A 20,567-nucleotide genomic window follows, 5' to 3' on the forward strand; every position below is an offset into this window, starting at 1 on the left:
AAACAGCCATGTCGATGCCGCTGTCGAGGCCCGTGTCCCGCGAGACGGCGGTCAGCCTGACACTCCTTCTTGCGCTTTTGGCAGGCGCGCTCATCGCACAAGCGAGCGGCGAGACGTTTTATGTCACGCTTGCCACACGCATCGCCATACTGGCTCTGGCGGCAACCGGCCTCAATCTGGCGCTCGGGCTTGGCGGGCTTGTCTCCTTTGGCCATGCCGCCTTCTTCGGCATCGGCGGCTATGCCTGCGGCATACTGGCGATTCACGCCTATAATGGCGAACCGATGATCTTCGGCCTGCCCGGCACGCAGGCGATGCCCGTCATCTGGCTTGTGGCGCTTGTCGCGAGCGGCCTCGTGGCAGTGGTGATCGGCGCGTTGAGCCTGAGGACTTCCGGCGTCTATTTCATCATGATCACGCTGGCCTTCGCGCAGATGATCTACTATTTCGCCATCTCCTGGCCGGCCTATGGCGGCGAGGACGGGCTGTCGATATTCGTGCGCAACAGTTTCCCCGGCGTGAACACGCTCCGCCCGCTGCCGTTCTTCCTCATATGTTTCGTTCTGCTTGCCGCGGGGCTCTTCTTCTTCAAGCTGGTGCGCGATTCCCGTTTCGGTGCCGCCCTTCAGGCGGCGCGCCAGAACCCGGTTCGCGTCGCAGCCCTCGGCATCGCGCCCTTCCGCATCCGTCTGGCCGCGTTCGTCCTGTCAGCGATGATGACCGGCGTGGCCGGGGCGCTCTATGTCGACCTGAATCGCTTTGTCAGCCCCTCGATGCTGTCCTGGCAGATGTCGGGTGAACTGATCGTCCTGGTCGTCCTGGGTGGGACCGGCCGGCTTGCCGGCCCGCTCGCCGGTGCTGCGCTCTATGTGCTTTTCGAATTCCTGCTGGGCGGCATGACCGAGCGCTGGCAGTTCTTCCTCGGACTGATCCTGCTTTTCGTCGTGCTCTTTGCGCGTGGCGGCGTGGTCGGTCTCTTGGCCGGGAGGGCGCGCCATGGCTGAGCCAGCGCTCCGCATCACCGGGCTTGCCAAATCCTTCGGCGCGCTGAAGGCGACCGACGGCGTCGATCTCGAACTCCGTGCCGGCGAAATCCACGCGCTGATCGGCCCTAACGGCGCCGGCAAATCGACCCTGATCGGCCAGATTGCCGGAACGCTCAGACCCGACCGCGGCGAGATCAGGCTTTACGGGCAGGAAGTGACGCATCTCGGCGCCGCGGCACGCTCGCGCCTCGGCATCGCGCGCACGTTCCAGGTATCCTCGCTGGTCGATGAATTCTCGGCGCTGCGCAATGTCATGCTGGCGGTTCAGGGGCAAAGCCGTACGAGTTACCGTTTCATCCGCAACGTCATGAACGATCGCGCCCTGGTCGAGCCGGCGCGCGAGGCGCTCGACCGCGCCGGTCTCGGACCACGCGCCGATGTGGCGGCTTCCGAACTGTCGCATGGGGAGCGCCGCCAGTTGGAGATCGCGGTCGCGCTGGCGCTCGGGCCCAAAATCTTCCTCCTGGACGAGCCGATGGCCGGCATGGGTCCGGATGGATCGCGCGCATTGACGGGTTTCCTCCATCGGCTGTGCGATGAGGCGCCGATCCTGCTTGTCGAACACGACATGGATGCGGTCTTCGCGCTCGCCGACCGCGTCTCGGTGCTGGTCTATGGACGGGTCGTGGCCAGCGGTACGGTCGACGAGATCAGGAACGATCCGATCGTGCGCGAAGCCTATCTCGGGGAGCCGGCCGCATGACGCTGCTCGAAGTCTCCGGGCTTGAGACATATTACGGCGCCAGCCAGGCGCTGTTCGGCGTCGAGCTTGCCGTCGGTGAGGGCGAGGTCGTGGCGCTGATGGGACGAAACGGCATGGGCAAGACCACGACCATCCGTTCGATCTGCAATCTGACCCCGGCGCGGGCTGGCACGATACGGTTCGCCGGCCGCGAGACGACGCGGCTCAGCCCGCACCGTATCGCCAGATGCGGCGTCGGCCTCGTGCCGGAGGGGCGACGCTGCTTCGCCAATCTGACGGTGGACGAAAACATGCGCGCCGCGGCACGTCCGGGTCGCTGGACGCCCGAGGCCGTCCACGATCTCTTTCCGCAGCTTGCCGGGCGGCGCCGGCAATATGCCGGTACGCTTTCGGGCGGCGAACAGCAGATGCTCGCCATCGGTCGCGCGCTGACGACCAATCCCACGCTTCTCATCCTCGACGAAGCGACCGAAGGCCTTGCGCCGCTGGTCCGCCAGGAAATCTGGGCCGCTTTGCGCCGGCTAAAGGAAGAGGGCCAGGCGATCCTTGTCGTCGACAAGACGCTGAAGGAACTGATGCCGGTCGCCGACCGATGTACGATCCTCGAAAAGGGCCGGACCGTCTGGCAAGGCCGCCCAGCCGAACTTGGCGTCGATATCCAGGACCGCTATCTCGGCGTCTGAAGTGCAGGAGAATCGCATGAGCACGAATCCCATTCATCGGGCGCTTCATCCGGCGGGATGGAAACCTGCCAAAGGCTACGCCAACGGCGTGGTGGCAAAGGGCCGCACCGTCTTTCTCGGCGGCCAGATCGGCTGGACCGGCGAGCAGGTGTTCGAAACGGAGGATTTCATCGGCCAGATGCGGCAGGCGCTCGCGAATATCGTCGATATCCTGCGCGAGGCCGGCGGACGGCCGGAGCACATCGTGCGCATGACCTGGTTCGTTACCGACAAGGCGGAGTATCTCGCCCGGCTCGACGAACTCGGCCAGGCCTATCGCGCCGTCATGGGCAAGCATTTCCCTGCCATGAGCGTGGTGCAGGTGGTGGCGCTCATGGAAGACGCGGCCAAGGTGGAGATAGAGGCGACCGCCGTCCTGCCGGAATGATTGCGGCGGTCCGCTGTCTGTTGCGACGGATAGAGGCGTTCGGCGCGATTGCTGTCCGGCAAACGACGAGACACCGTCAAATGCGGTGCATTCCGGTCAGTCCAAGGTAGCGTGCCTGGGTCCCGAAATCGGCTTTCAAGTTGCGAGCGTTCCGCTATGATCACGATAACTTTCAGCTTTTTATGGCCTGGGAGGAAATGACAAACTGGAGACTTGCCGGAAAGTCCGGCTCGAAATCAGGGAGAATGCTTACCATGTTGCGTCGCATAAAGACCGCGTTGATCGCGGGCGCCGCCATCGCGGCCTTTTCACAGGTCGCTCTTGCCGCTGACGTCAAAATCGCCGTGATCGGCGGCATCACCGGGCCGATCGAGAGCCTTGCGCCGCCGATCATCGCCAGCGGGAAATTCGTCTTCCAGCAGGTCAACGAGCAGGGCGGCTTCTGGAAGGACGGCACCAAAGCCGCCACGGTCGTGCTCGACGCGACCTGCGCCGACGCTACCAAGGCGGCGGACGCCGGCGACCGCGCCGTCAACGTCGAGAAGGTCGTCGCCATCAATGGCGCGCAGTGCTCCGGCGCGGCGATCGCGGTCGCCAACAACGCGGCCATTCCAGGCGGCGTGCTGACGATCTCGCCGTCCGCCACGTCACCGGCGCTAACGGCGTTGAAGGACAATGACCTCGTCTTCCGCACGGTTACCTCCGACGCCTATCAGGGCGAGGTGCTCGCCCATCTGATCATGTCGAAAGGCGTCAAGAATGTCGCCGTCACCTACGTCAACAACGACTACGGCAAGGGTTTCGCCGATTCCTTCGACAAGGCATTCAAGGAACTCGGCGGCACGGTAGCCGCCAGCCAGGCGCATGAAGACGGCAAGGCCGACTATCGCGCCGAGATCGGCAATCTGTCGGCGACAGGCGCCGATGCGCTGGTGGTACTCGCCTATGCCGACGGCTCCGGCCAGACGATCCTGCGCCAGGCGCTCGAAGGCGGCGATTTCAGCACCTTTTTCGGTGGCGACGGTATGGTCGCGGCCTCGCTGATCAAGAACGTGCCAGGCATCGAGGGCAAGATCACCTTCACCAAACCCTCCACGCCGAGTGGCGAGGGAAGGAAGCTGTATGAGGACATGATGAAGAAGGCCGGGCTCAACGCCGACGGCACCTTCGTCGCCAACTCCTATGACGCTTCCTTCATCATCGCCATGGCGATCGAGAAGGCCGGCAGCGCCGACCGCGCCAAGATCGCCAAGGCCGTCCGCGAGGTGACGACGGGAGAGGGCGAAACCGTCCTGCCGGGCGAATGGAAGAAGGCGAAGGAACTCATCGACGCGGGCAAGTCCGTGAAATATGAGGGCGCCACCGGCCTCATCACCTTCGACAAGAGCGGCGATGTGCCCGGCGTCTATCATGAGACCGTGCTCGCCGACGGCGGCGTCAAGGATCTCGGCCTGATCAAGATGCAATAGACTGCATCGAAGCAATTCCAGGAAAAGTGGGAACCGGTTTTCCGTTCGGAATTGCGTGAAACCAAAATGATGAAGCATGTAGCAGCCCCCGGGACGGCAACGCCCCGGGGCGTTTCATTTCCGGATCCGGGATATTGCCCGCGGCCGGAGTATATGGTCCGGTAGGGGGATTGGAGGGAGAGGAAATGCCGCGAGAGCTTGTGATCCGCAATGTCAGGCCGGCCGGCGCCAAGCCCGCGAACATATTGATTCGCGACGGTATTATCGCGGAAACGGATGCAGCGGATGACGCGTCCGGCGCTGAGAGGCTCGACGGCGAAGGCATGTTGCTGCTGCCTGGGCTGGTCGAAGCGCATACGCATCTCGACAAGACCCTTTGGGGCATGGGCTGGCTCGAACATACGGCCGGACCGGGCCTGATCGACAGGATCGAAAACGAGCGACGGGTGCGGCGCGAAACCGGCATCGATCCGGAGCGGCAGTCCGTCAGACTTGCCGCCCGGATGGTGAAAATGGGCACCACCCATATGCGCAGCCATGTCGATGTCGATACCGAGGTGGGACTCGCCGGGATCGAGGGCGTGATGGCCGCGCGCGAACGCCTCAAAGCGATTATCGACGTGGAGATCGTTGCCTTTCCCCAGTCCGGTTTGCTGGTTCGGCCGGGCACTCTCGAATTGGTCGACCGGGCTCTGGAACTGGGCGCGGAAGTGGTCGGCGGCCTGGATCCCTGTGCGATCGACCGCGATCCCAAGGGCCATCTCGATGCCGTCTTCGGCCTGGCCGGGAAGCATGGACGCCCGATCGACATTCATCTGCATGAGCCCGGTGAGATGGGCGCCTTCTCGCTGGACCTGATCATCGAACGTACACATGCGCTCGGCATGCAGGGCAAAGTCACGGTGAGCCACGCCTTCTGCCTGGGCATGCCCGATACCGCGCAGGTCGACAGGCTGATCGCCGCTCTTGCGAAGGAAGGTATCGCAATCATGACCACTGGCCCGTCCGCTTCTCCGGCGCCGCCGGTCAGGAAATGCCTCGACGCCGGCGTCGTGGTCTCGGCCGGATCGGACGGAGTACGCGACAGTTGGACACCCTACGGCAATGGCGACATGCTCGAACGCGCGATGCTGGTGGGGCTGCGCAACGGCTTCCGCCGCGATGAGGATATCGAACTTGCGCTCGACGTCTGCACCTATGGCGGCGCCAGGACTCTGGGTCTTGAGAACTATGGGCTGTCCGTCGGCTGCGCGGCGGACCTGCTTCTCGTGCCGGGCGAGACGGTGGCCGAAGCGGTGATATCGCGCCCTGCCGACCGTACCGTCATCAAGCGCGGCAGGATCGTCGCCCGTCGCGGAGAACTGACCGGCCCTGTTAATTGATCGGGGCGGCCCATTGGCATGAAAAAACCGGCGTCAGCTTGCTGACACCGGCATATTTGTTGGGTTGCCGCCTTGAGGCCGGGTTTTGAAAAACCTGGCTGGTTCGATCCGGCCAAGGCCCCGTGGGCGGGGGGCTTGGGGTTTACGGAGCCAATGCCGGACCGAACCGTCTCAGGCAACAAGCGGATGGTGGCCAGATATTGGGGCGTCAGCTTGGATAATATACGGCGGGAATGTGGCGGCGCATCACCAATTCCGACACGCTGTTCCGCTTTGTGACCGCAAGCCGCACCCTGCCGCCGGGGTTGATTTTCCCGGATGAACGCGCGAACGTGAACAAACCTGCTGAACGGAAGGCATTCTACATGGTCGATCGGGGAGACGCCACGGAGGATGGGGAAGATTCCGCAATATTGATCCCGTTCCCCGAAGCCCGGCGGCGGCGTCTCGAAATGCCGGTCACCTTCGACCGCCGGGAGCTTGACCAGATCCTGCGCATCTATGGCCGCATGGTGGCCGCCGGCGAATGGCGCGATTACGCCATCGACCATTTATCCGATCGCGCCGTGTTCTCCGTTTTCCGGCGGACGAGCGAGGTGCCGCTCTTCCAGATCGCCAAGATGCCCAAACTCGCACGCCGCCAGGGCGCTTTCGCGGTGATCGCGGCGGGCGGAATCATCCTGAAGCGCGGGCACGAGCTCGCCCGCGTGCTCGGCGTTTTCGACAGGACGCTGAAACTTGCCGAGGCCTGAACGGCTTCGCTGCCGGACGGGGGATGCTCAGTTCACCAGTGCGATGGTGGAGGCGCCCGCCATCAGGGCCGAGATAACGATCAATACGCCGTAAACCTTCGGCATGTCGAAGAGCATGGCGTGTCCGGCGAACCAGGCCGCCGTGGCCGCTCCGAGCGCAAAGAGAAAGCCGTCGCGCTGCCTGTAGACAAGGCTCGCCGCCATGAGGCCGCAAATGATGACGGCGCCGAAGACGATCGCTATCGCTATCGCCGACCGGTCAAGATCGCCGCCAATGCCCGCCCCGAGCGGGTTGCTCGGGATGCTCGGCCACTCATAATTCGGATCATCGTCGCTCATGCCTGTCCCTCCGAAAGGAGCCTGGCGCACAAAAGCATCGCGCCGCGCCACAGGCAAGTGGCAGTTATGACACCATCCGCCAGGAAAATGTCGTAGCCGACGCCATGGGCTTTTATTGGAGGCAGTGAACCGAAGCTGACGATATCAAGAATGGCACTGGTTTGCCTCGCGCTTGCTTCGGGCTGCTGGCACAAGACATGCCCGCAACAGATATAAAAGCCGATGCGCTTTCCGATTCATTGCGGTAGGCGGAATCAGCAGTATTCTGAGATTTCATGGACCGACCCCTCCATCAATCGCGCGCCGAACGATACGCGGCGTTCCGCCACCGGGCCTATCTGCGATTCTGGACGGCCCGGCTGCTCACCACATTCGCCACGCAGGTCGTTTCGGTCGCCGTCGGCTGGCAGATGTACGATCTGACGCGCGATCCCTTCGATCTCGGCCTGGTCGGGATCGTGCAGTTCCTGCCTTCGCTCATACTCTTCCTGGTGACGGGCATCGTCGCCGACCGTTTCGGCCGCCGGATCATCATGGGCCTCGCCGGCCTTCTCGAGGCCGCCTGCGCGGCGGCGCTTCTGCTCTTGACATGGAGCGGAGCGATCTCGGCGGCGCTGATCTTCGCCGTTCTTGCCGTGTTCGGCGTCGCCCGCGCCTTCTTCTCGCCGGCATCGGCCTCGCTGGTCGCCAATCTCGTGCCGGAGGAGGATTTCGCCAACGCCGTCGCCTGGAATTCCTCGGCCTGGCAGGTCGCCACCATCGCAGGACCCACCGCCGGCGGTCTGCTCTACGGCATCTCGCCTGTCATCGCCTTCGCGACCGCGGCGAGCATGATGGCGGCCGGTGGCCTGCTTGCGCTTTCCATTCCGAAACCCGCGCAGCAGAGCCAGGCGGAAAAGCCCTCGCTCGATATGCTCTTCGCCGGTTTCCGCTATATCAGGGCCGAAAAGGTCGTGCTGGGCGCCATTTCGCTCGATCTCTTCGCCGTTCTCCTCGGCGGCGCTGTTGCCCTGCTGCCGGTCTATGCCCGCGACATCCTCGATCTCGGACCATGGGGCCTCGGCCTCTTGCGCTCGGCTCCAGGCGTCGGCTCGCTTGCGGTTGCGGTGTGGCTCGCCGGCCATCCGGTGCGCGACCGTGCCGGCGCCATCATGTTCGTCGGCGTGGGGCTGTTCGGCCTGTTCACCACGCTATTCGGCCTGTCCACGATCACCTGGCTGTCGGTTGCGACGCTGGCGCTTATCGGCGCCGCCGACATGGTCAGCGTCTATGTCCGCGAGACATTGATCCAGCTATGGACGCCCGATCATCTGCGCGGCCGGGTCAACGCAGTGAACATGGTCTTCGTCGGAGCGTCGAACGAGGTCGGCGAGTTCCGGGCCGGCACCATGGCGGCCTTGATCGGCACGGTTCCGGCGGTAGTGGTCGGCGGCATCGGCGCGATCGCGGTCGCCGGGCTGTGGGCCGGCCTTTTCCCGGCGTTGCGCAAAGTACGCCATCTCGACGGGCGCGCCTGACGGTTTTTCAAGCGTCTCTCAATCGTCGCCGGCCTTGCCGCGTGTCCCCGGATGCCGGTCCTGGACAAGCTGGCGCAGCGCGATCCGCTCGTGGCTGTCGACGCCGATCAGCTCCGCGACGCGCCAGACGATATTGTCTTCCAGTTCATGCAGCTCGCCATCCGCATAGACGATTTCCCACATGATCTTCACGAACTCCACGCAGCCTTCGCGGGTGAGGCTGCGCTTCAGGACGCTGGTGAAGGCATAGAGGTCGATCGCCTCCCGGTCGGCTTCCTCGCCGGCCCGCACGAGTTCGTCGAGTTTGGAGCCGGAAAGCCCATAGGCCTCCGCCAGAAGGGCCTTCAGCCTGGTGTTCTCCACCTCCCGCCGGTCGCCGTCGGCGTCCATGACGTGGAACATCAGCGCGGCTGCCGCGACCTTCGGGTCGTCGGCCGTGAGTGTCTTCCGGCCGGGCTTGTTGCCGGGGAGATCGCCAAGGAATTCGAGAAGTCGGTCGAACATGCAGGAAAGGAACCTGTAGGTTTATCGATCGTGGCGGATAGGCTGCCTTATGAAGCTGGCGGGTCGGGAGAACATCTAGAGCGGTTTTCGGCCGAATGGAACCTTGCCGCCTGACGGAGGATCAGAACAGCCGGAATCTGCCCGGCGCCGTCCCGTCTTCCTCCTCCGCATCCTTCACGCCCGGATCGTCCGGCGGCGGTGGGATGCGCGCCTCGCGTTCCTCCTCGCGATCGGCGGAAGAGCGATGCGAGCGGCGATCCACCGGAGCGGCATCGACCTTGCCGGTATCGGCCTTTTCCGTATGGACTGGAGGTGTCTTGGTCTTCACCTTGCCGTCGCCAGGCGCAGACGCGACCTCCTCGGCCGGAATGCTCTTCGCGGTGCCTTCCGGCTCCGCCTCTCCGTCTTTCGCCATCGTCCCGATTTCCACGACCTTCGCATCGATGGCCGACGGCGGCTCGGTTGCTTTATTGAGTACCGGTGGCTCCAGCAGGTCCGGTTCGATGACCTGACCCAGACGCTCGGGCGGCTCCCGCCATTCGAAGGCATCGAGCCTGCCGGTCACCGGCGAGACCGGCGCCCATTGTTCGGACACGACGCCGTCCGCTTCCCACACCGGGTCGCGCGGCGCCCGCACCGCGCGCGCCAGCCAGGCGCGGACGCGGCCCTGGTCGCCGGTCTCCGCCTCCTCGATGTCGGCACGCAGCAGATACGCGCCCTCACGAGGCTGCTGCCTGATCGCAGCGTCCGCCTCTTCGCGCGCCAGCCTGAATTCGCCGGCATCGAGTGCCGCGCGCGCTATCGTGAGCGAGGATTCGGGGTTGTTCTGCCTGAGCGAGGCGAGTTTTTTCGCCCGCGCGAGCCGGTCGCGGGTCGAGTCGCCCGGACGCGCCTGCACATAGACGTCCGCGACCTGAGGATGCGCCGTCTTCTTCCACGCGGCTTCGAGGATCTTCGCGCCGCGTCTCAAATCGTCCTGCCGGAACAGCGCTTTCGCCGCCGTTACCGCTGCCGGCACGAAATCCGGCTCCAGCCGGTGCGCTTCGAGCGCCGCAGTCTTCGCGGCGGTCGGCTCGGCGTCGAGCACCGACATCGCCTTTGCCGTCAACAGCACCGCGCGGCGGCGATTGGCCGTCTTCTTCTCGACCTGGCCGACCGCGCGCTGCGTATCGAGCAGTTTCAGCGCGCCGTCCCAATCGCCTTCCTCGGCCTTCTCCTCCAGCGTAGCCTCGGCGGCCCAGATGAGCTGCGGCGCGAGCGACACGGCTTCGGCTGCATAATGGCGCTGGGCATTTCGGTCGCCGAGACGTTCGGCCTCTCGGTAAAGTCCGTGCAGCGCCAGCGGACGAAGCTCGGGATCGTCGAGCATCGCCTCGAATTTCTTGCGGGCCGCTGCATGATCGCCTTCAAGCAGCAGCGTCTGCGCCTCCAGAAGATGGATGAGCGGCTTCTGATCGGCGCTGATCAGCTTCACCGCCTGCTTGTTCATCTGCCTGGCGCGCGACAGATCGCCGGCGCCGGCCGCGATGATGCCGGTCGACAGCGACTGGTAGCCCCGGTCACGCCGCCGCGCCCGGAAATGCCGCGCCATCGCATAAGGGCTGTTCCAAATACTCTTCAGGAGCCACCAGAGGATCATCACCGCTGCAACGATGGCGACCACGACCACCGCCGCGACCATCAGCGTCACCTCGTATTGATATCCGCCGAAGGTAACGACGAGGTCGCCCGGCCGGTCGGCCAGCCAGGAAAAGCCGATGCCGAGCGCGAGAACGACGAGGAGGAAGAAAAAGACCCGGACCATCAGCCGTTCACCCCGTCTTCAGCGCGGAAGCGAGCGCCTTTTGCGCCAGCGCGTCGACCTTCAGCCGCGCCTGCAGCCCGCCCATGAAATCAGCGCCGGCCGCCTTCACCTTTTCCGGCAGCGCGGCGTATTCCTCGGCGGCCTTGGCGAGATCACCGCCGGCTACCGCATTGCGGAAACGCGTGATATCGGCGGCGACACCATCGCCCTCGACCTTGCCCACAGGACGCACCCTAACCAGCGACCGCGCGCTGGCGATGAGCCGGTCGACGGCGCTACCATCGGAAGAGGCGGCCTGTTCGGTCGCATCGAGCATCCTGTCCGCCACCGGTCCCACTTCGGCGGCGAGCCTAGCGCGTGTCGGCACGCCCTTGACGGCGAGTGCGCGCAACTCGCCGAGTTCGGGGGTGTCGGGCGCGACAGCGGCGAACATGTCGAGCTCGGCGGCAAACGAGCCGCCGCGATCGATCGCCGATTTCAGCGCCGAGGCGGCGATCGCGGCCGTCGCATGCGGCTCGTTTGCCCGGTCCGCGACCTTGCCGCCCAACACCGCGACGTTCTGTTCAAGCTTCTTGAGCGCATCGGCATTGGCGGCCGCCGTCTGGCCAAGCGAAGCGATTTTCTGGTCAAGGGCATCGACCGTCTGCGTGGAGGGGCTGGCTTTGCTCGCCGCCGCTACATTCTGTTCCAGCCTCGTGAGCCGATCCTGAACACCTTTCAGGGCAGCGGCATCCGTCGAGCCGCCGGAGGCCGTTGCCGATGTGGCGGCCGCGACATCCTTTTTTACCTGATCGAGATCGCTTGCCAGTTCGCCGATGTGCTTGTCAGACGGGGCGAGCGCCTGCTTTATCGTCTCCGCATCGACGGTGCCCGCATCAAAGGAAGCCACCTTCTGCTCGAGTGCGCCGACATCCGCACGCAGCGACTGGAGCGCAGCCGTGTCGCCGCCATTGCCGAGAGCAGGGATGAATCCGGCCCATTGCAGGCCGCCGGCAAGGAGAAGCGCAATCACGCCGCCCGCGATACCGGCGGCAAGCGGCCGGCCAAAACCGTCTGACGGGGTCGGCCGTGGCACGGACGCCGTCGCTTCGGCTTCAGCGGCCGAAGAACTCGCGCCATCGGCTCCATAGTAGGAAGTGAAGGCGGAAGAGTCGGTCCGGCCGGCGGAGGTGTCGGAGTCGATATTTTCCTCTGCCGTCACGGCTTCGTCCGGCGACTCGGTGCTTGCCGTCGACGCGGCTTCATTCCCCGACGCGACGGATTCGACCGTGGTCTCCGCCGCCGCTTCAGCCGGATCGGTAAGCCGCGATACCTGATCGGCGCCAAGCTCGATCGTCACCGGCTCCTTCTTCTTGCTGGAATGCCGGGCTCTTGGCGTTTTCACCATCCGCCTGCTCCGCTCCTGTGGTCAGATATCTAGTCGTGGCGATGAATATCGTGGCGCGGATACAAGCCGCTCGAATGATCTAGCACAATTCCTCTGACGGAAAAGGGCAGTGCCATGGTCGCAGGGTCAAACTATCCCGAAAGCCGCGCCAGCATGGCCTCTTCGTCCGGCTCGGCGGCGATGCGAACCTGCCCGCTATATGCCAGCAACGGCTCCGCAACCCGTATCGACATGCAGATCAGGATCGATCGGCCAAGCAATGACGACATGACCGACCGATCGGTCAGTCTGGAAAAGGCCTGGGCCGCTACACGCGAATAGAGCAAAACGACGTCGAATGCTTTACCCTTGAGCGCCGTTCTCAATTGCGCATCCGTATAGTCGATCACGACCGTATCGTAGGTCTCGAGGGAGATCACTTCGATACCTGCGGCACGAAGCGTCTCCTCGAAACCGCGTGTCCGCACGCGCCCACAGAGGTAGGCGACGCTCGTGCCGCGCACGAGACGGCCCGCCATCAGCGACGCCAGCCCCTGGCCATCGCCCGGTCCGACTGTGGCGGTCGCGAGTCCGGCTCCAGTGCCGGCCTCGGCGGTGCGCCGGCCGACCGCGAAGACCGGCAGGCCGGCAAGCGCCCGCAACAGCGAAGGGTTGGCATGGCGAATCGCATTGGCACTCGAAACGGCGACGGCACTGAAATCGTGCCCATCGGGCAATTCGGCCGGCAGCGGACGGATTTCAGTGAGCGGCAGGCAGACCGGCTCGAAACCCAGAACTTCCAGCCTTTTCGCGGTCTGCGCCGCGCCCGGTTCCGGGCGCGTTATCAGCACCCTGCCGCCCACCAATTACTATACCCAACTGTCGAAGAAGCGCGCGCCGGCCTTGCCGCGGATCGCCGCACCCGCTTCACGGCCAATCGTCTCGGCATCGGCCGTGCTTCCCGTGCGCGAAATCTCGTGGCACTCGCGCCCGTCCGGCGTCAGCACCATGCCGTGGAAGTCGAGCCGTTCGCCGTCGATCCGCGCGAGGCCCGCGATCGGCGTACGGCAGGAACCGTCGAGCACGGCGAGGAAGCCGCGTTCGCAGGCCAGCGCCTGCCCGGTCGGGCGGTCGTGGATCGGCGCGATCATTTCGGCGATGCGCCGGTTGTCGATCCTCGCCTCGATGCAGATCGCGCCCTGCCCGGGCGCCGGCGGGAATTTCTGCGGGTCGAGCATTTCGGTGATGCGTCCGGCAAGCCCGGACCGTGACAAGCCAGCGGCCGCGAGAAGCGTGGCGTCCACCTGTCCGCCGTCGAGCTTCGCCAACCTGGTCGGGACATTGCCGCGAAAATTGATGATCTCGATATCGGGCCTGAGCCGCCTTATCAGCGCCTGCCGCCTCAGTGAGGAAGAGCCGACCACCGCGCCTTTGGCCAAGCCCTCCAGCGTCGGCGCTGCCCGCCCGATGAAGGCGTCGCGCGGGTCGGCGCGTTCGAGGAAGGCGATGAGCGCCAGCCCGTCGGGCAGGAAGGTCGGCATGTCCTTGGAGGAATGCACCGCGATGTCGATGCGGCCGTCGAAGAGCGCGTCCTCGAGTTCCTTCGTGAACAGCCCCTTGCCGCCCACCTCCGCCAGTGGCCGGTCCTGGATGCGGTCGCCGCTGGTGGAGATCGGCATGATGGCGAAGGCGTCCTCCGGCAGGCCGTGCGCCGCCATCAGCCGCGCCCGCGTCTCGTTGGCCTGCGCCAGCGCCAGCGCGCTGCCGCGTGTTCCGATCTTCAGCACTTCCATCGGCATGGTTCCCACCGGGTGACGGGCGTGATAGTTCGTGCCCGTTTCCTACCGGGGAATGGCAGGCCGGGCAATGACGGAGACCGGGATACGGTGACGCGGGTATTGGGTATCGAGACAAGCTGCGACGAGACTGCCGCGGCGATCGTCTCGCTGGAAGGCGATCGGAGCGAAGTGCTCTCCTCGGTGGTGCTCAGCCAGATCGCCGAGCACGAGGCCTTTGGCGGGGTCGTGCCGGAGATCGCCGCGCGCGCGCATGTGGAAGCGCTGGACGGCGTCGTTGCGGCCGCGCTTGCCGATGCGAAGCTCGGCCTTGCCGGCGTCGACGCCATCGCCGTCACGGCCGGCCCCGGCCTGATCGGCGGGCTGATCGTCGGCGTGATGACGGCGAAGGCGCTCGCCGCCGCCAGCGGCAAGAGGCTGATCGCCGTCAACCATCTCGAAGGCCACGCACTCACCGCCCGTCTGACCGATGGGCTCGGCTTCCCCTATCTCCTGCTGCTCGTCTCCGGCGGGCATACGCAGATCGTGCTGGTTCGCGGCGTCGGAAGCTACGAGCGCTGGGCGACCACCATCGACGATGCGCTGGGCGAGGCCTTCGACAAGACGGCGAAGCTTCTCGGGCTGCCCTATCCGGGCGGCCCGAGCGTGGAGAAGGCGGCCGTGCGGGGCGACGCCGGCCGTTTCGACCTCCCGCGTCCGCTGAAGGGCGAGGCGAGGCTCGACTTCTCCTTTTCCGGTCTGAAGACCGCCGTACGGCAGGCGGCCAAGACTCTGGAGCCGCTGAGGGACACCGATGTCGACGATATCTGCGCCTCCTTCCAACGCGCCGTCTCCGAAACGCTGGCCGACCGGGTCGGCCGCAGCCTGGAGCGGTTCCACCGGGAGTTCCCAAGCATTGCCGAACCAGCGCTCGTCGTTGCCGGGGGGGTGGCGGCAAATGGCGAAATACGCTCGATGCTGACGACACTTTGCCGGCAAAGAGATTTCCGCTTCGTCGCTCCGCCGCTCGAACTCTGCACGGATAACGCCGTGATGATCGCCTGGGCCGGGCTGGAGCGGCTGCGTGCCGGGAAGGCGGATGAAAACGCCTTCGACATGGCGCCGCGCTCGCGCTGGCCGCTCGACGAGGATGCGGCACCGGCGCTCGGTGGGGGTCGCAGGGGGGCCAAGGCATGAGTGGAGCCATGGTATGAGCGGGGCGAAGATTGCGGTACTCGGCGGCGGCGCGTGGGGCACGGCGCTGGCGCTCACCATGCTCAATGCCGGGCACGAGCCCCTCCTTTGGGCACGCGACGCTCATACCGTCGATGCCGTCAACCGCCTGCACGAGAATCCGCGCTACCTGCCCGGCGTCCGGCTTGACGAAGCCTTGAAGGCGACAGCCGACCTTGCCGCCGCGCTTGCCGGCGCGCAGTGCGTTCTGCTCGTCACGCCAGCGCAGGCCCTGCGCGCGGCTTGTGGCGAAAGCGCGCCGCATATGCCGGGAGGCGCGCCGGCAGTCATCTGCGCCAAAGGCATCGAGGCGTCGACCGGCCGGCTTCTTTCCGAAATCGTCGGCGAGGTGCTGCCGGAAAATCCGGTCGCCGCCCTTTCCGGTCCGGGCTTTGCCGCCGACGTGTCGCGCGGCCTGCCCACGGCCGTCACGGTAGCGGCCCGCGACGAAGAACTCGCAGTTCGCCTCGCCGCGCTCCTCTCGGCGCCGCATCTGCGCTGCTATTCGAGCAGCGACCTCACCGGCGTCGAGATCGGTGGCGCGCTGAAGAACGTCATGGCCATCGCCGCCGGGGCGGCGTCGGGCGCGGAACTTGGCGCCAGCGCGCAGGCAGCACTTGTCACGCGCGGTTTCGTCGAACTGCGCCGCATCGGCGCTGCTTTCGGGGCGCGGCCGGAAACACTGATGGGCCTATCCGGCCTCGGCGACCTGATCCTTTCTTGCGGCTCGGCCCGTTCGCGCAATTTCGCCTACGGGCTGGCGCTCGGCCGCGGCGAAAGCGTCGAGGGTCGGCCGCTCGCCGAGGGCGTCGCAACCGCGAAGATCGCCGCCGAGCTGGCGCGAAAGCGCGGCATCGACGCGCCGATCGTCCAGGCCGTCGCCGCCCTCCTCGCCGGGCGTATCACCGTGCCGGAAGCAGTGGAATCGCTGCTTTCGCGGCCGCTGAAGAGCGAAGACGCTTGACGCGCCGGGCCTTGAAGCTTCAATCCCATTCGACAGGAGTTTTTCGATGCTTTTCGCCTTTATCTGCACCGACAAGCTGGACCATCTCGCCGTCCGCACCGAGACGCGCCCCGCTCACCTCGCCTATCTGCAGGACCTCAATTCGAAGGACGCGCTGAAATTCGCCGGCCCCTTCATCGATGCCGATGGCAAGCCCAACGGCACCCTCGCGGTTATCGAGGCGGACGATCGCAAGGCGGCGGAAGCGATCGCGGCCTCCGATCCCTATGCCAGGGCCGGGCTCTTCGCGAATGTCGAGATCAGGGCGTGGAACTGGGTCGTCAACAATCCGGCGGCAGGTTGAGAGGGAAAGCGATGAAATACTGGCTTTTCAAATCCGAACCGGATTCCTGGTCCTGGGAACAGCAGAAGGCGAAGGGCAAGGCCGGCCAGCAATGGGACGGCGTGCGCAACTACCAGGCGCGCAACAATATGCGGGCCATGGAGATCGGCGATCTCGGCTTCTTCTACCATTCCAACCATGGGCTCGATGTCGTGGGCATCGTCGAAGTCTGCGCGCTCGTCCATCACGATACGACGACCGACGACCCGCGCTGGGAATGCGTCGATATAAGCGCGGTCCGGGACGTGCCGAAGCCGGTCACGCTGAACGACATCAAGGCCAACCCGAAGCTCGCCGACATGGTGCTGGTCAACAATTCGCGCCTTTCCGTGCAGCCGGTTTCGGCGGCGGAGTGGAAAGAGGTTTGCCGCATGGGCGGGGTCGATCCGGCCCCGTAACGATCATTGGTCCTCAACCCCGAAAGCGCGGAAACCTTTATCCGTGCCAATACCGCGCTTGCCGCTTCGCCGCATGTGCCGGAAATCCACCTCCATCTCGCCGACGAGGCGCACGAACTCTGGAAGAAGACCGAGGAGGAACTTGCCGAGATCGGCCTGCCGCCGCCTTTCTGGGCGTTCGCTTGGGCGGGCGGGCAGGGGCTCGCCCGGCATGTTCTCGATCACTCGGCGCTGGTTGCGGGAAAGCGCATCCTCGATTTTGCGACCGGCTCCGGGCTGGTGGCGATCGCGGCATGCAGGGCGGGCGCCGGCGCGGTGATCGCGGCCGATGTCGATCCGTTCAGCCGCGTGGCCTGCACGCTGAATGCCGCCGCCAACGGCGTCGATTTCGCATTCACCGGAGAAGACCTGATCGGAACCGACGATGGCTGGGACATGGTCCTTGCCGGCGACGTCTTCTACGACCGCGAGCTGGCTGGCCGGCTGGTGCCGTGGTTTTCGGCCCTTCGCCTGCGCGGCGCGGAAGTGCTGGTCGGCGATCCTGGCCGGTCCTACCTGCCGAAGGACCGGCTCGAGGCGCTCGCGGTCTATGAGGTGCCGGTCAGCCGGGCGCTTGAGGATTCGGAAGTGAAGCGGACGACAGTGTGGCGGTTTGTGTGAGGAGTTTCCTCGTCAGGCCGGGGGTTGCATATGGACACAGCGTGAGGTTGCGAGGCTCTTTGCCCCCACTCCGTCGCGCTTCGCGCGCCACCTCTCCCCCACCTTCGTGGGGTAGAGGAAGGGTGCCGGGCGTTGCAGCCGGCGTTTCCTCTCCCCCGTCGATCGGGGGAGAGGTGGTCAGCGAAGCTGATCGGAGTGGGGGTCGAAGTGCTTGCGCAATGCCTGCCAGGCAAATGAAGAGGTGGTAGGAAAACCTACGCCACCTTCTTCTTCGGCTGAATGAGCCCACGTTCCAGCAGCAATTCGGCGATTTGCACCGTGTTCAGCGCCGCGCCCTTCCTGAGATTGTCCGAGACGACCCAGAGATTCAGCCCGTTCTCGACCGTCGGGTCCTCGCGGATGCGGCTGATATAGGTGGCATCCTCGCCGGCCGATTCGAGCGGCGAGATGTAGCCGCCGTCCTCATGCTTGTCGACGACGAGGCAGCCGGGCGCGTCGCGCAGGATCTCGCGCGCCTCGTCGGCGGTGATCGGCTTCTCGAATTCGAGGTTCACCGCCTCGGAATGGCCGATGAAGACGGGCACGCGCACGCAGGTGGCCGTCAGCTTGATCTTCGGGTCGAGGATCTTCTTGGTCTCGGCGACCATCTTCCATTCTTCCTTGGTCGAGCCGTCCTCCATGAAGACGTCGATATGGGGAATGACGTTGAAGGCGATGCGCTTGGTGAACTTCTTCGCCGTCACCGGATCGGCGACGAACACTGCGCGGGTCTGCTCGAAGAGTTCGTCCATGCCTTCCTTGCCGGCGCCGGAGACCGACTGGTAGGTCGCCACCACCACGCGCTTGATCCTCGCCGCGTCGTGCAGCGGCTTCAGCGCCACGACAAGCTGCGCCGTCGAGCAGTTCGGGTTGGCGATGATGTTCTTGCGGGTAAAGCCCGCGACCGCGTCCGGGTTGACCTCCGGCACGACGAGCGGAACATCCTGGTCGTAGCGCCAGGCCGACGAATTATCGATGACGATACAGCCCTGGCGGCCGATCTTCGGCGCCCAGTCCTTGGACACCGCGCCGCCCGCCGACATGATGCAGATATCCGTGTCGGAGAAATCGTAATTGTCGAGCGCGCGGACCTTCAGCGTCCTGTCGCCATAGGACACTTCCGTGCCCTGCGAGCGGCGCGAGGCGAGCGCCACGACCTCGTCCGCCGGAAAGCCGCGCTCCTCGAGGATATTGAGCATTTCGCGGCCCACATTGCCGGTGGCGCCCACAACCGCAATCTTGAAACCCATGATGGTATTCTCCTGTTCCTCTCCGCTCGTTTGTCGAACCCGCCGGCCGATGCGGGTCTTGGCTTATCCCCAGGGCCGGGCCCGGGGAGAGAGGGCGAGCAGGCCGGGGAAGTCAGACCGTTTTGGCGGTCGTTTTCGACGTCGTTTTGGCCATGAAGAGGACGGAGGGCATGCGCACGCCGTCAGGACCGGCGGTGAGGCCGGAACCTGCAAGCGTCTGGATAGCCGATATATGGCCGCGCATGGGAAACTCCGTATCGCGCGTGCTTTTACGCGCCTTGCCAAAATAGTCAATTCGCTGAGGCGGACCACGGGCCGAATTTCGGCTTTCGCCCGCATCTCTGTCGTTCCAGGGTCACGGACGGTTTCCCGAAAGCCGCCGTTTCTGTCGCGTCAAACCGTCGGCGTGATCTGGGGGCAGACAGGCGGCTTTCGGCTCCGCGACGAAAACTGCGGACGTTCACCCGGTGCCACCGAGCAAAATTACGGCAATGCCTGTGAGCGCTGCCGCCAACAGCACGACGAGCATCGGCAGTTGCAGCCTGAAAATCGCGAAAAGTGCGGCCAGCGTCAGGCCGAGGGACGGCAGGTTGATCGCGCTCCCCACAGGCACGTCGATCCTCATGCCGTAGCCCTCCCAGATTGCCGCCTGTCGAAACAGGACGTGGAGGGCGAACCAGATCGCCAGGTTCATGATGACGCCCACGACGGCGGCGGTTATGGCCGACATCGCGCCGGTCAACGCCACGTTGGTCCGCAGGGTTTCGATGAACGGTGCGCCGAGGAATATCCAGAGGAAGCACGGCACGAACGTCACCCACGTAGTGAGAACGGCCCCAAGGGTCGCGGCAACCATCGGGTCCAGTGCGCCAGGGCTGCGATAGGCGGCCATGAAGCCCACGAACTGCACGACCATTATGAGGGGACCGGGTGTCGTCTCCGCCATGCCGAGGCCGTCCAACATCTCCCCCGGCCGTAGCCATCCATAGTGTTGAACGGCCTGCTGTGCGACATAGGACAGGACTGCGTAGGCTCCGCCGAATGTCACCATGGCCATCTCGCTGAAGAAAACCGCGATCTGGCTGAATACGTGGTTTGGTCCGAGGGCGATGACGAGCAGCGCTACGGGGCCAAGCCACAAGGCGAGCAGCACAGCCGATATCCACAAAGACCACCGTTTGTTCGGCCGCGCGTGCTCAGGGGTCTCCTCTCCGAGTGCGGAATCCTTGTCCGCGAAGGCAGCGGCGGATGCCGTTCCGTGCCCGCCGCCTATCCGGAACAGCGGCGACTCCGCGCGACCTCCGACAAAGCCGATCACGCCGGCCGTGAGGATGATGAGCGGAAACGGCACATGGAAAAAGAAAATGGCGACGAAGGCCGCGACGGCGATGGCGATCATCGCGTAGTTCTTCAGAGCACGCTTGCCGATGCGTACGACCGCATGGAGGACGATCGCCAGGACCGCAGCCTTCAGGCCGAAAAACAGGCCTTCGATGACGGTGACATCACCGAACGCGGCATAGATGTAGCTGAGCGCCAGGATCGAGACGAACCCCGGCAGCACAAACAATGTCCCGGCAACAAGGCCGCCCTTGGTCTTGTGGAGCAGCCAGCCAACATAGACCGCGAGTTGCTGGGCTTCCGGCCCCGGCAGCAGCATGCAGTAGTTGAGGGCATGCAGGAATCGGTTCTCGCCGATCCAGCGCTTTTCCTCGACCAGAATGCGATGCATGACCGCGATCTGCCCGGCGGGACCGCCGAAGCTCAGAGCAGCCACCTTGGCCCATACCGCGACCGCCTCACGGAAGGGCACGCCATGATCAGGGGCGGCAGCCGTTTCCGGTGTCGTCTCCTTTTGGAGGAGCGTGGCCATG

22 protein-coding genes are annotated in these 20,567 nt (G+C 65.1%); 13 read left to right on the top strand and 9 right to left on the bottom strand.

Annotated elements, in window-relative coordinates:
- The first annotated feature begins 8 nt into the window (after positions 1-8).
- The 7 genes from RBH77_RS03705 to RBH77_RS03735 all read left to right on the top strand — a co-directional run bounded on the left by RBH77_RS03705 (position 9) and on the right by RBH77_RS03735 (position 6,462).
- Positions 9-1,004, top strand: a complete 996-nt coding sequence (locus RBH77_RS03705) for a branched-chain amino acid ABC transporter permease (RefSeq protein ID WP_311030807.1) — start codon at positions 9-11, stop codon at positions 1,002-1,004.
- Positions 997-1,749 carry an ABC transporter ATP-binding protein gene (locus RBH77_RS03710; RefSeq protein WP_311030808.1) on the top strand — a complete coding sequence of 251 codons (753 nt, stop codon included), beginning with the start codon at positions 997-999 and terminating at the stop codon, positions 1,747-1,749. Before RBH77_RS03705 ends, RBH77_RS03710 begins: the two co-directional genes overlap by 8 nt.
- A complete protein-coding gene (locus RBH77_RS03715) occupies positions 1,746-2,432 on the top strand; it encodes an ABC transporter ATP-binding protein (RefSeq protein ID WP_311030809.1) in 687 nt (228 codons plus the stop codon). Before RBH77_RS03710 ends, RBH77_RS03715 begins: the two co-directional genes overlap by 4 nt.
- Before the next feature lie 16 nt (positions 2,433-2,448).
- A complete protein-coding gene (locus RBH77_RS03720; RefSeq protein WP_311030810.1) occupies positions 2,449-2,859 on the top strand; it encodes a RidA family protein in 411 nt (136 codons plus the stop codon).
- Between the two features lie 254 nt (positions 2,860-3,113).
- Entirely contained in the window at positions 3,114-4,328 is a 1,215-nt protein-coding gene (locus RBH77_RS03725; protein WP_311030811.1) for an ABC transporter substrate-binding protein, read from the top strand.
- Positions 4,329-4,513: 185 nt separating this feature from the next.
- On the top strand, positions 4,514-5,710 hold the full coding sequence (locus tag RBH77_RS03730) for an amidohydrolase family protein (protein ID WP_311030812.1): 1,197 nt from the start codon (positions 4,514-4,516) through the stop codon (positions 5,708-5,710).
- Positions 5,711-6,075: 365 nt separating this feature from the next.
- On the top strand, positions 6,076-6,462 hold the full coding sequence (locus RBH77_RS03735) for a DUF2794 domain-containing protein (RefSeq protein WP_311032414.1): 387 nt from the start codon (positions 6,076-6,078) through the stop codon (positions 6,460-6,462).
- Positions 6,463-6,489: 27 nt separating this feature from the next.
- Here RBH77_RS03735 and RBH77_RS03740 read toward each other — a convergent pair whose 3' ends face one another.
- A complete protein-coding gene (locus RBH77_RS03740) occupies positions 6,490-6,738 on the bottom strand; it encodes a hypothetical protein (protein WP_371832864.1) in 249 nt (82 codons plus the stop codon).
- 338 nt (positions 6,739-7,076) lie between these two features.
- On the opposite strand from RBH77_RS03740, the gene RBH77_RS03745 reads away from it, so the two are divergent.
- Positions 7,077-8,318, top strand: a complete 1,242-nt coding sequence (locus RBH77_RS03745) for an MFS transporter (RefSeq protein WP_311030814.1) — start codon at positions 7,077-7,079, stop codon at positions 8,316-8,318.
- 18 nt (positions 8,319-8,336) lie between these two features.
- Here the strand turns inward: RBH77_RS03745 and RBH77_RS03750 are convergent, their stop codons facing one another.
- The 5 genes from RBH77_RS03750 to hemC all read right to left on the bottom strand — a co-directional run bounded on the left by RBH77_RS03750 (position 8,337) and on the right by hemC (position 13,791).
- Positions 8,337-8,822 (bottom strand): tellurite resistance TerB family protein, encoded by a 486-nt coding sequence (locus tag RBH77_RS03750; RefSeq protein ID WP_311030815.1) that lies wholly within the window; start codon positions 8,820-8,822, stop codon positions 8,337-8,339.
- Between the two features lie 121 nt (positions 8,823-8,943).
- Positions 8,944-10,626, bottom strand: coding sequence for a heme biosynthesis protein HemY (locus RBH77_RS03755; protein ID WP_311030816.1), 1,683 nt, complete (start codon positions 10,624-10,626; stop codon positions 8,944-8,946).
- 7 nt (positions 10,627-10,633) lie between these two features.
- A complete protein-coding gene (locus RBH77_RS03760; RefSeq protein ID WP_311030817.1) occupies positions 10,634-12,010 on the bottom strand; it encodes a COG4223 family protein in 1,377 nt (458 codons plus the stop codon).
- Positions 12,011-12,144: 134 nt separating this feature from the next.
- A complete protein-coding gene (locus tag RBH77_RS03765; protein ID WP_311030818.1) occupies positions 12,145-12,843 on the bottom strand; it encodes a uroporphyrinogen-III synthase in 699 nt (232 codons plus the stop codon).
- A gap of 18 nt (positions 12,844-12,861) precedes the next feature.
- Complete coding sequence (gene hemC / locus RBH77_RS03770; RefSeq protein ID WP_311030819.1) at positions 12,862-13,791, bottom strand: hydroxymethylbilane synthase; 930 nt, start codon at positions 13,789-13,791, stop codon at positions 12,862-12,864.
- A gap of 87 nt (positions 13,792-13,878) precedes the next feature.
- Between hemC and tsaD the strand changes: the two genes are divergently transcribed.
- The 5 genes from tsaD to RBH77_RS03795 are packed head-to-tail and all read left to right on the top strand — an operon-like array spanning position 13,879 to position 17,404.
- Positions 13,879-14,964, top strand: a complete 1,086-nt coding sequence (gene tsaD / locus RBH77_RS03775) for a tRNA (adenosine(37)-N6)-threonylcarbamoyltransferase complex transferase subunit TsaD (RefSeq protein ID WP_311032415.1) — start codon at positions 13,879-13,881, stop codon at positions 14,962-14,964.
- Positions 14,965-14,977: 13 nt separating this feature from the next.
- On the top strand, positions 14,978-15,964 hold the full coding sequence (locus RBH77_RS03780) for an NAD(P)H-dependent glycerol-3-phosphate dehydrogenase (protein ID WP_311030820.1): 987 nt from the start codon (positions 14,978-14,980) through the stop codon (positions 15,962-15,964).
- A gap of 46 nt (positions 15,965-16,010) precedes the next feature.
- The gene (locus tag RBH77_RS03785; protein WP_311030821.1) at positions 16,011-16,307 is read left to right on the top strand and encodes a YciI-like protein; all 297 of its coding nucleotides are present in this window, start codon (positions 16,011-16,013) and stop codon (positions 16,305-16,307) included.
- An 11-nt stretch (positions 16,308-16,318) separates the two neighbouring features.
- Entirely contained in the window at positions 16,319-16,744 is a 426-nt protein-coding gene (locus RBH77_RS03790; protein ID WP_311030822.1) for an EVE domain-containing protein, read from the top strand.
- Positions 16,745-16,750: 6 nt separating this feature from the next.
- The gene (locus RBH77_RS03795; RefSeq protein ID WP_311030823.1) at positions 16,751-17,404 is read left to right on the top strand and encodes a class I SAM-dependent methyltransferase; all 654 of its coding nucleotides are present in this window, start codon (positions 16,751-16,753) and stop codon (positions 17,402-17,404) included.
- A gap of 254 nt (positions 17,405-17,658) precedes the next feature.
- Here RBH77_RS03795 and RBH77_RS03800 read toward each other — a convergent pair whose 3' ends face one another.
- From RBH77_RS03800 to chrA, 3 genes are all read right to left on the bottom strand, one after another.
- Positions 17,659-18,693, bottom strand: coding sequence for an aspartate-semialdehyde dehydrogenase (locus tag RBH77_RS03800; RefSeq protein ID WP_311030824.1), 1,035 nt, complete (start codon positions 18,691-18,693; stop codon positions 17,659-17,661).
- Positions 18,694-18,805: 112 nt separating this feature from the next.
- Entirely contained in the window at positions 18,806-18,937 is a 132-nt protein-coding gene (locus tag RBH77_RS03805) for a hypothetical protein (protein ID WP_311030825.1), read from the bottom strand.
- A gap of 216 nt (positions 18,938-19,153) precedes the next feature.
- Positions 19,154-20,566 (bottom strand): chromate efflux transporter, encoded by a 1,413-nt coding sequence (gene chrA, locus RBH77_RS03810; RefSeq protein ID WP_311030826.1) that lies wholly within the window; start codon positions 20,564-20,566, stop codon positions 19,154-19,156.
- Position 20,567 lies beyond the last annotated feature (1 nt).

Origin of the sequence: Mesorhizobium koreense (assembly GCF_031656215.1) — a bacterium.
GTDB lineage: Bacteria > Pseudomonadota > Alphaproteobacteria > Rhizobiales > Rhizobiaceae > Mesorhizobium_L > Mesorhizobium_L koreense.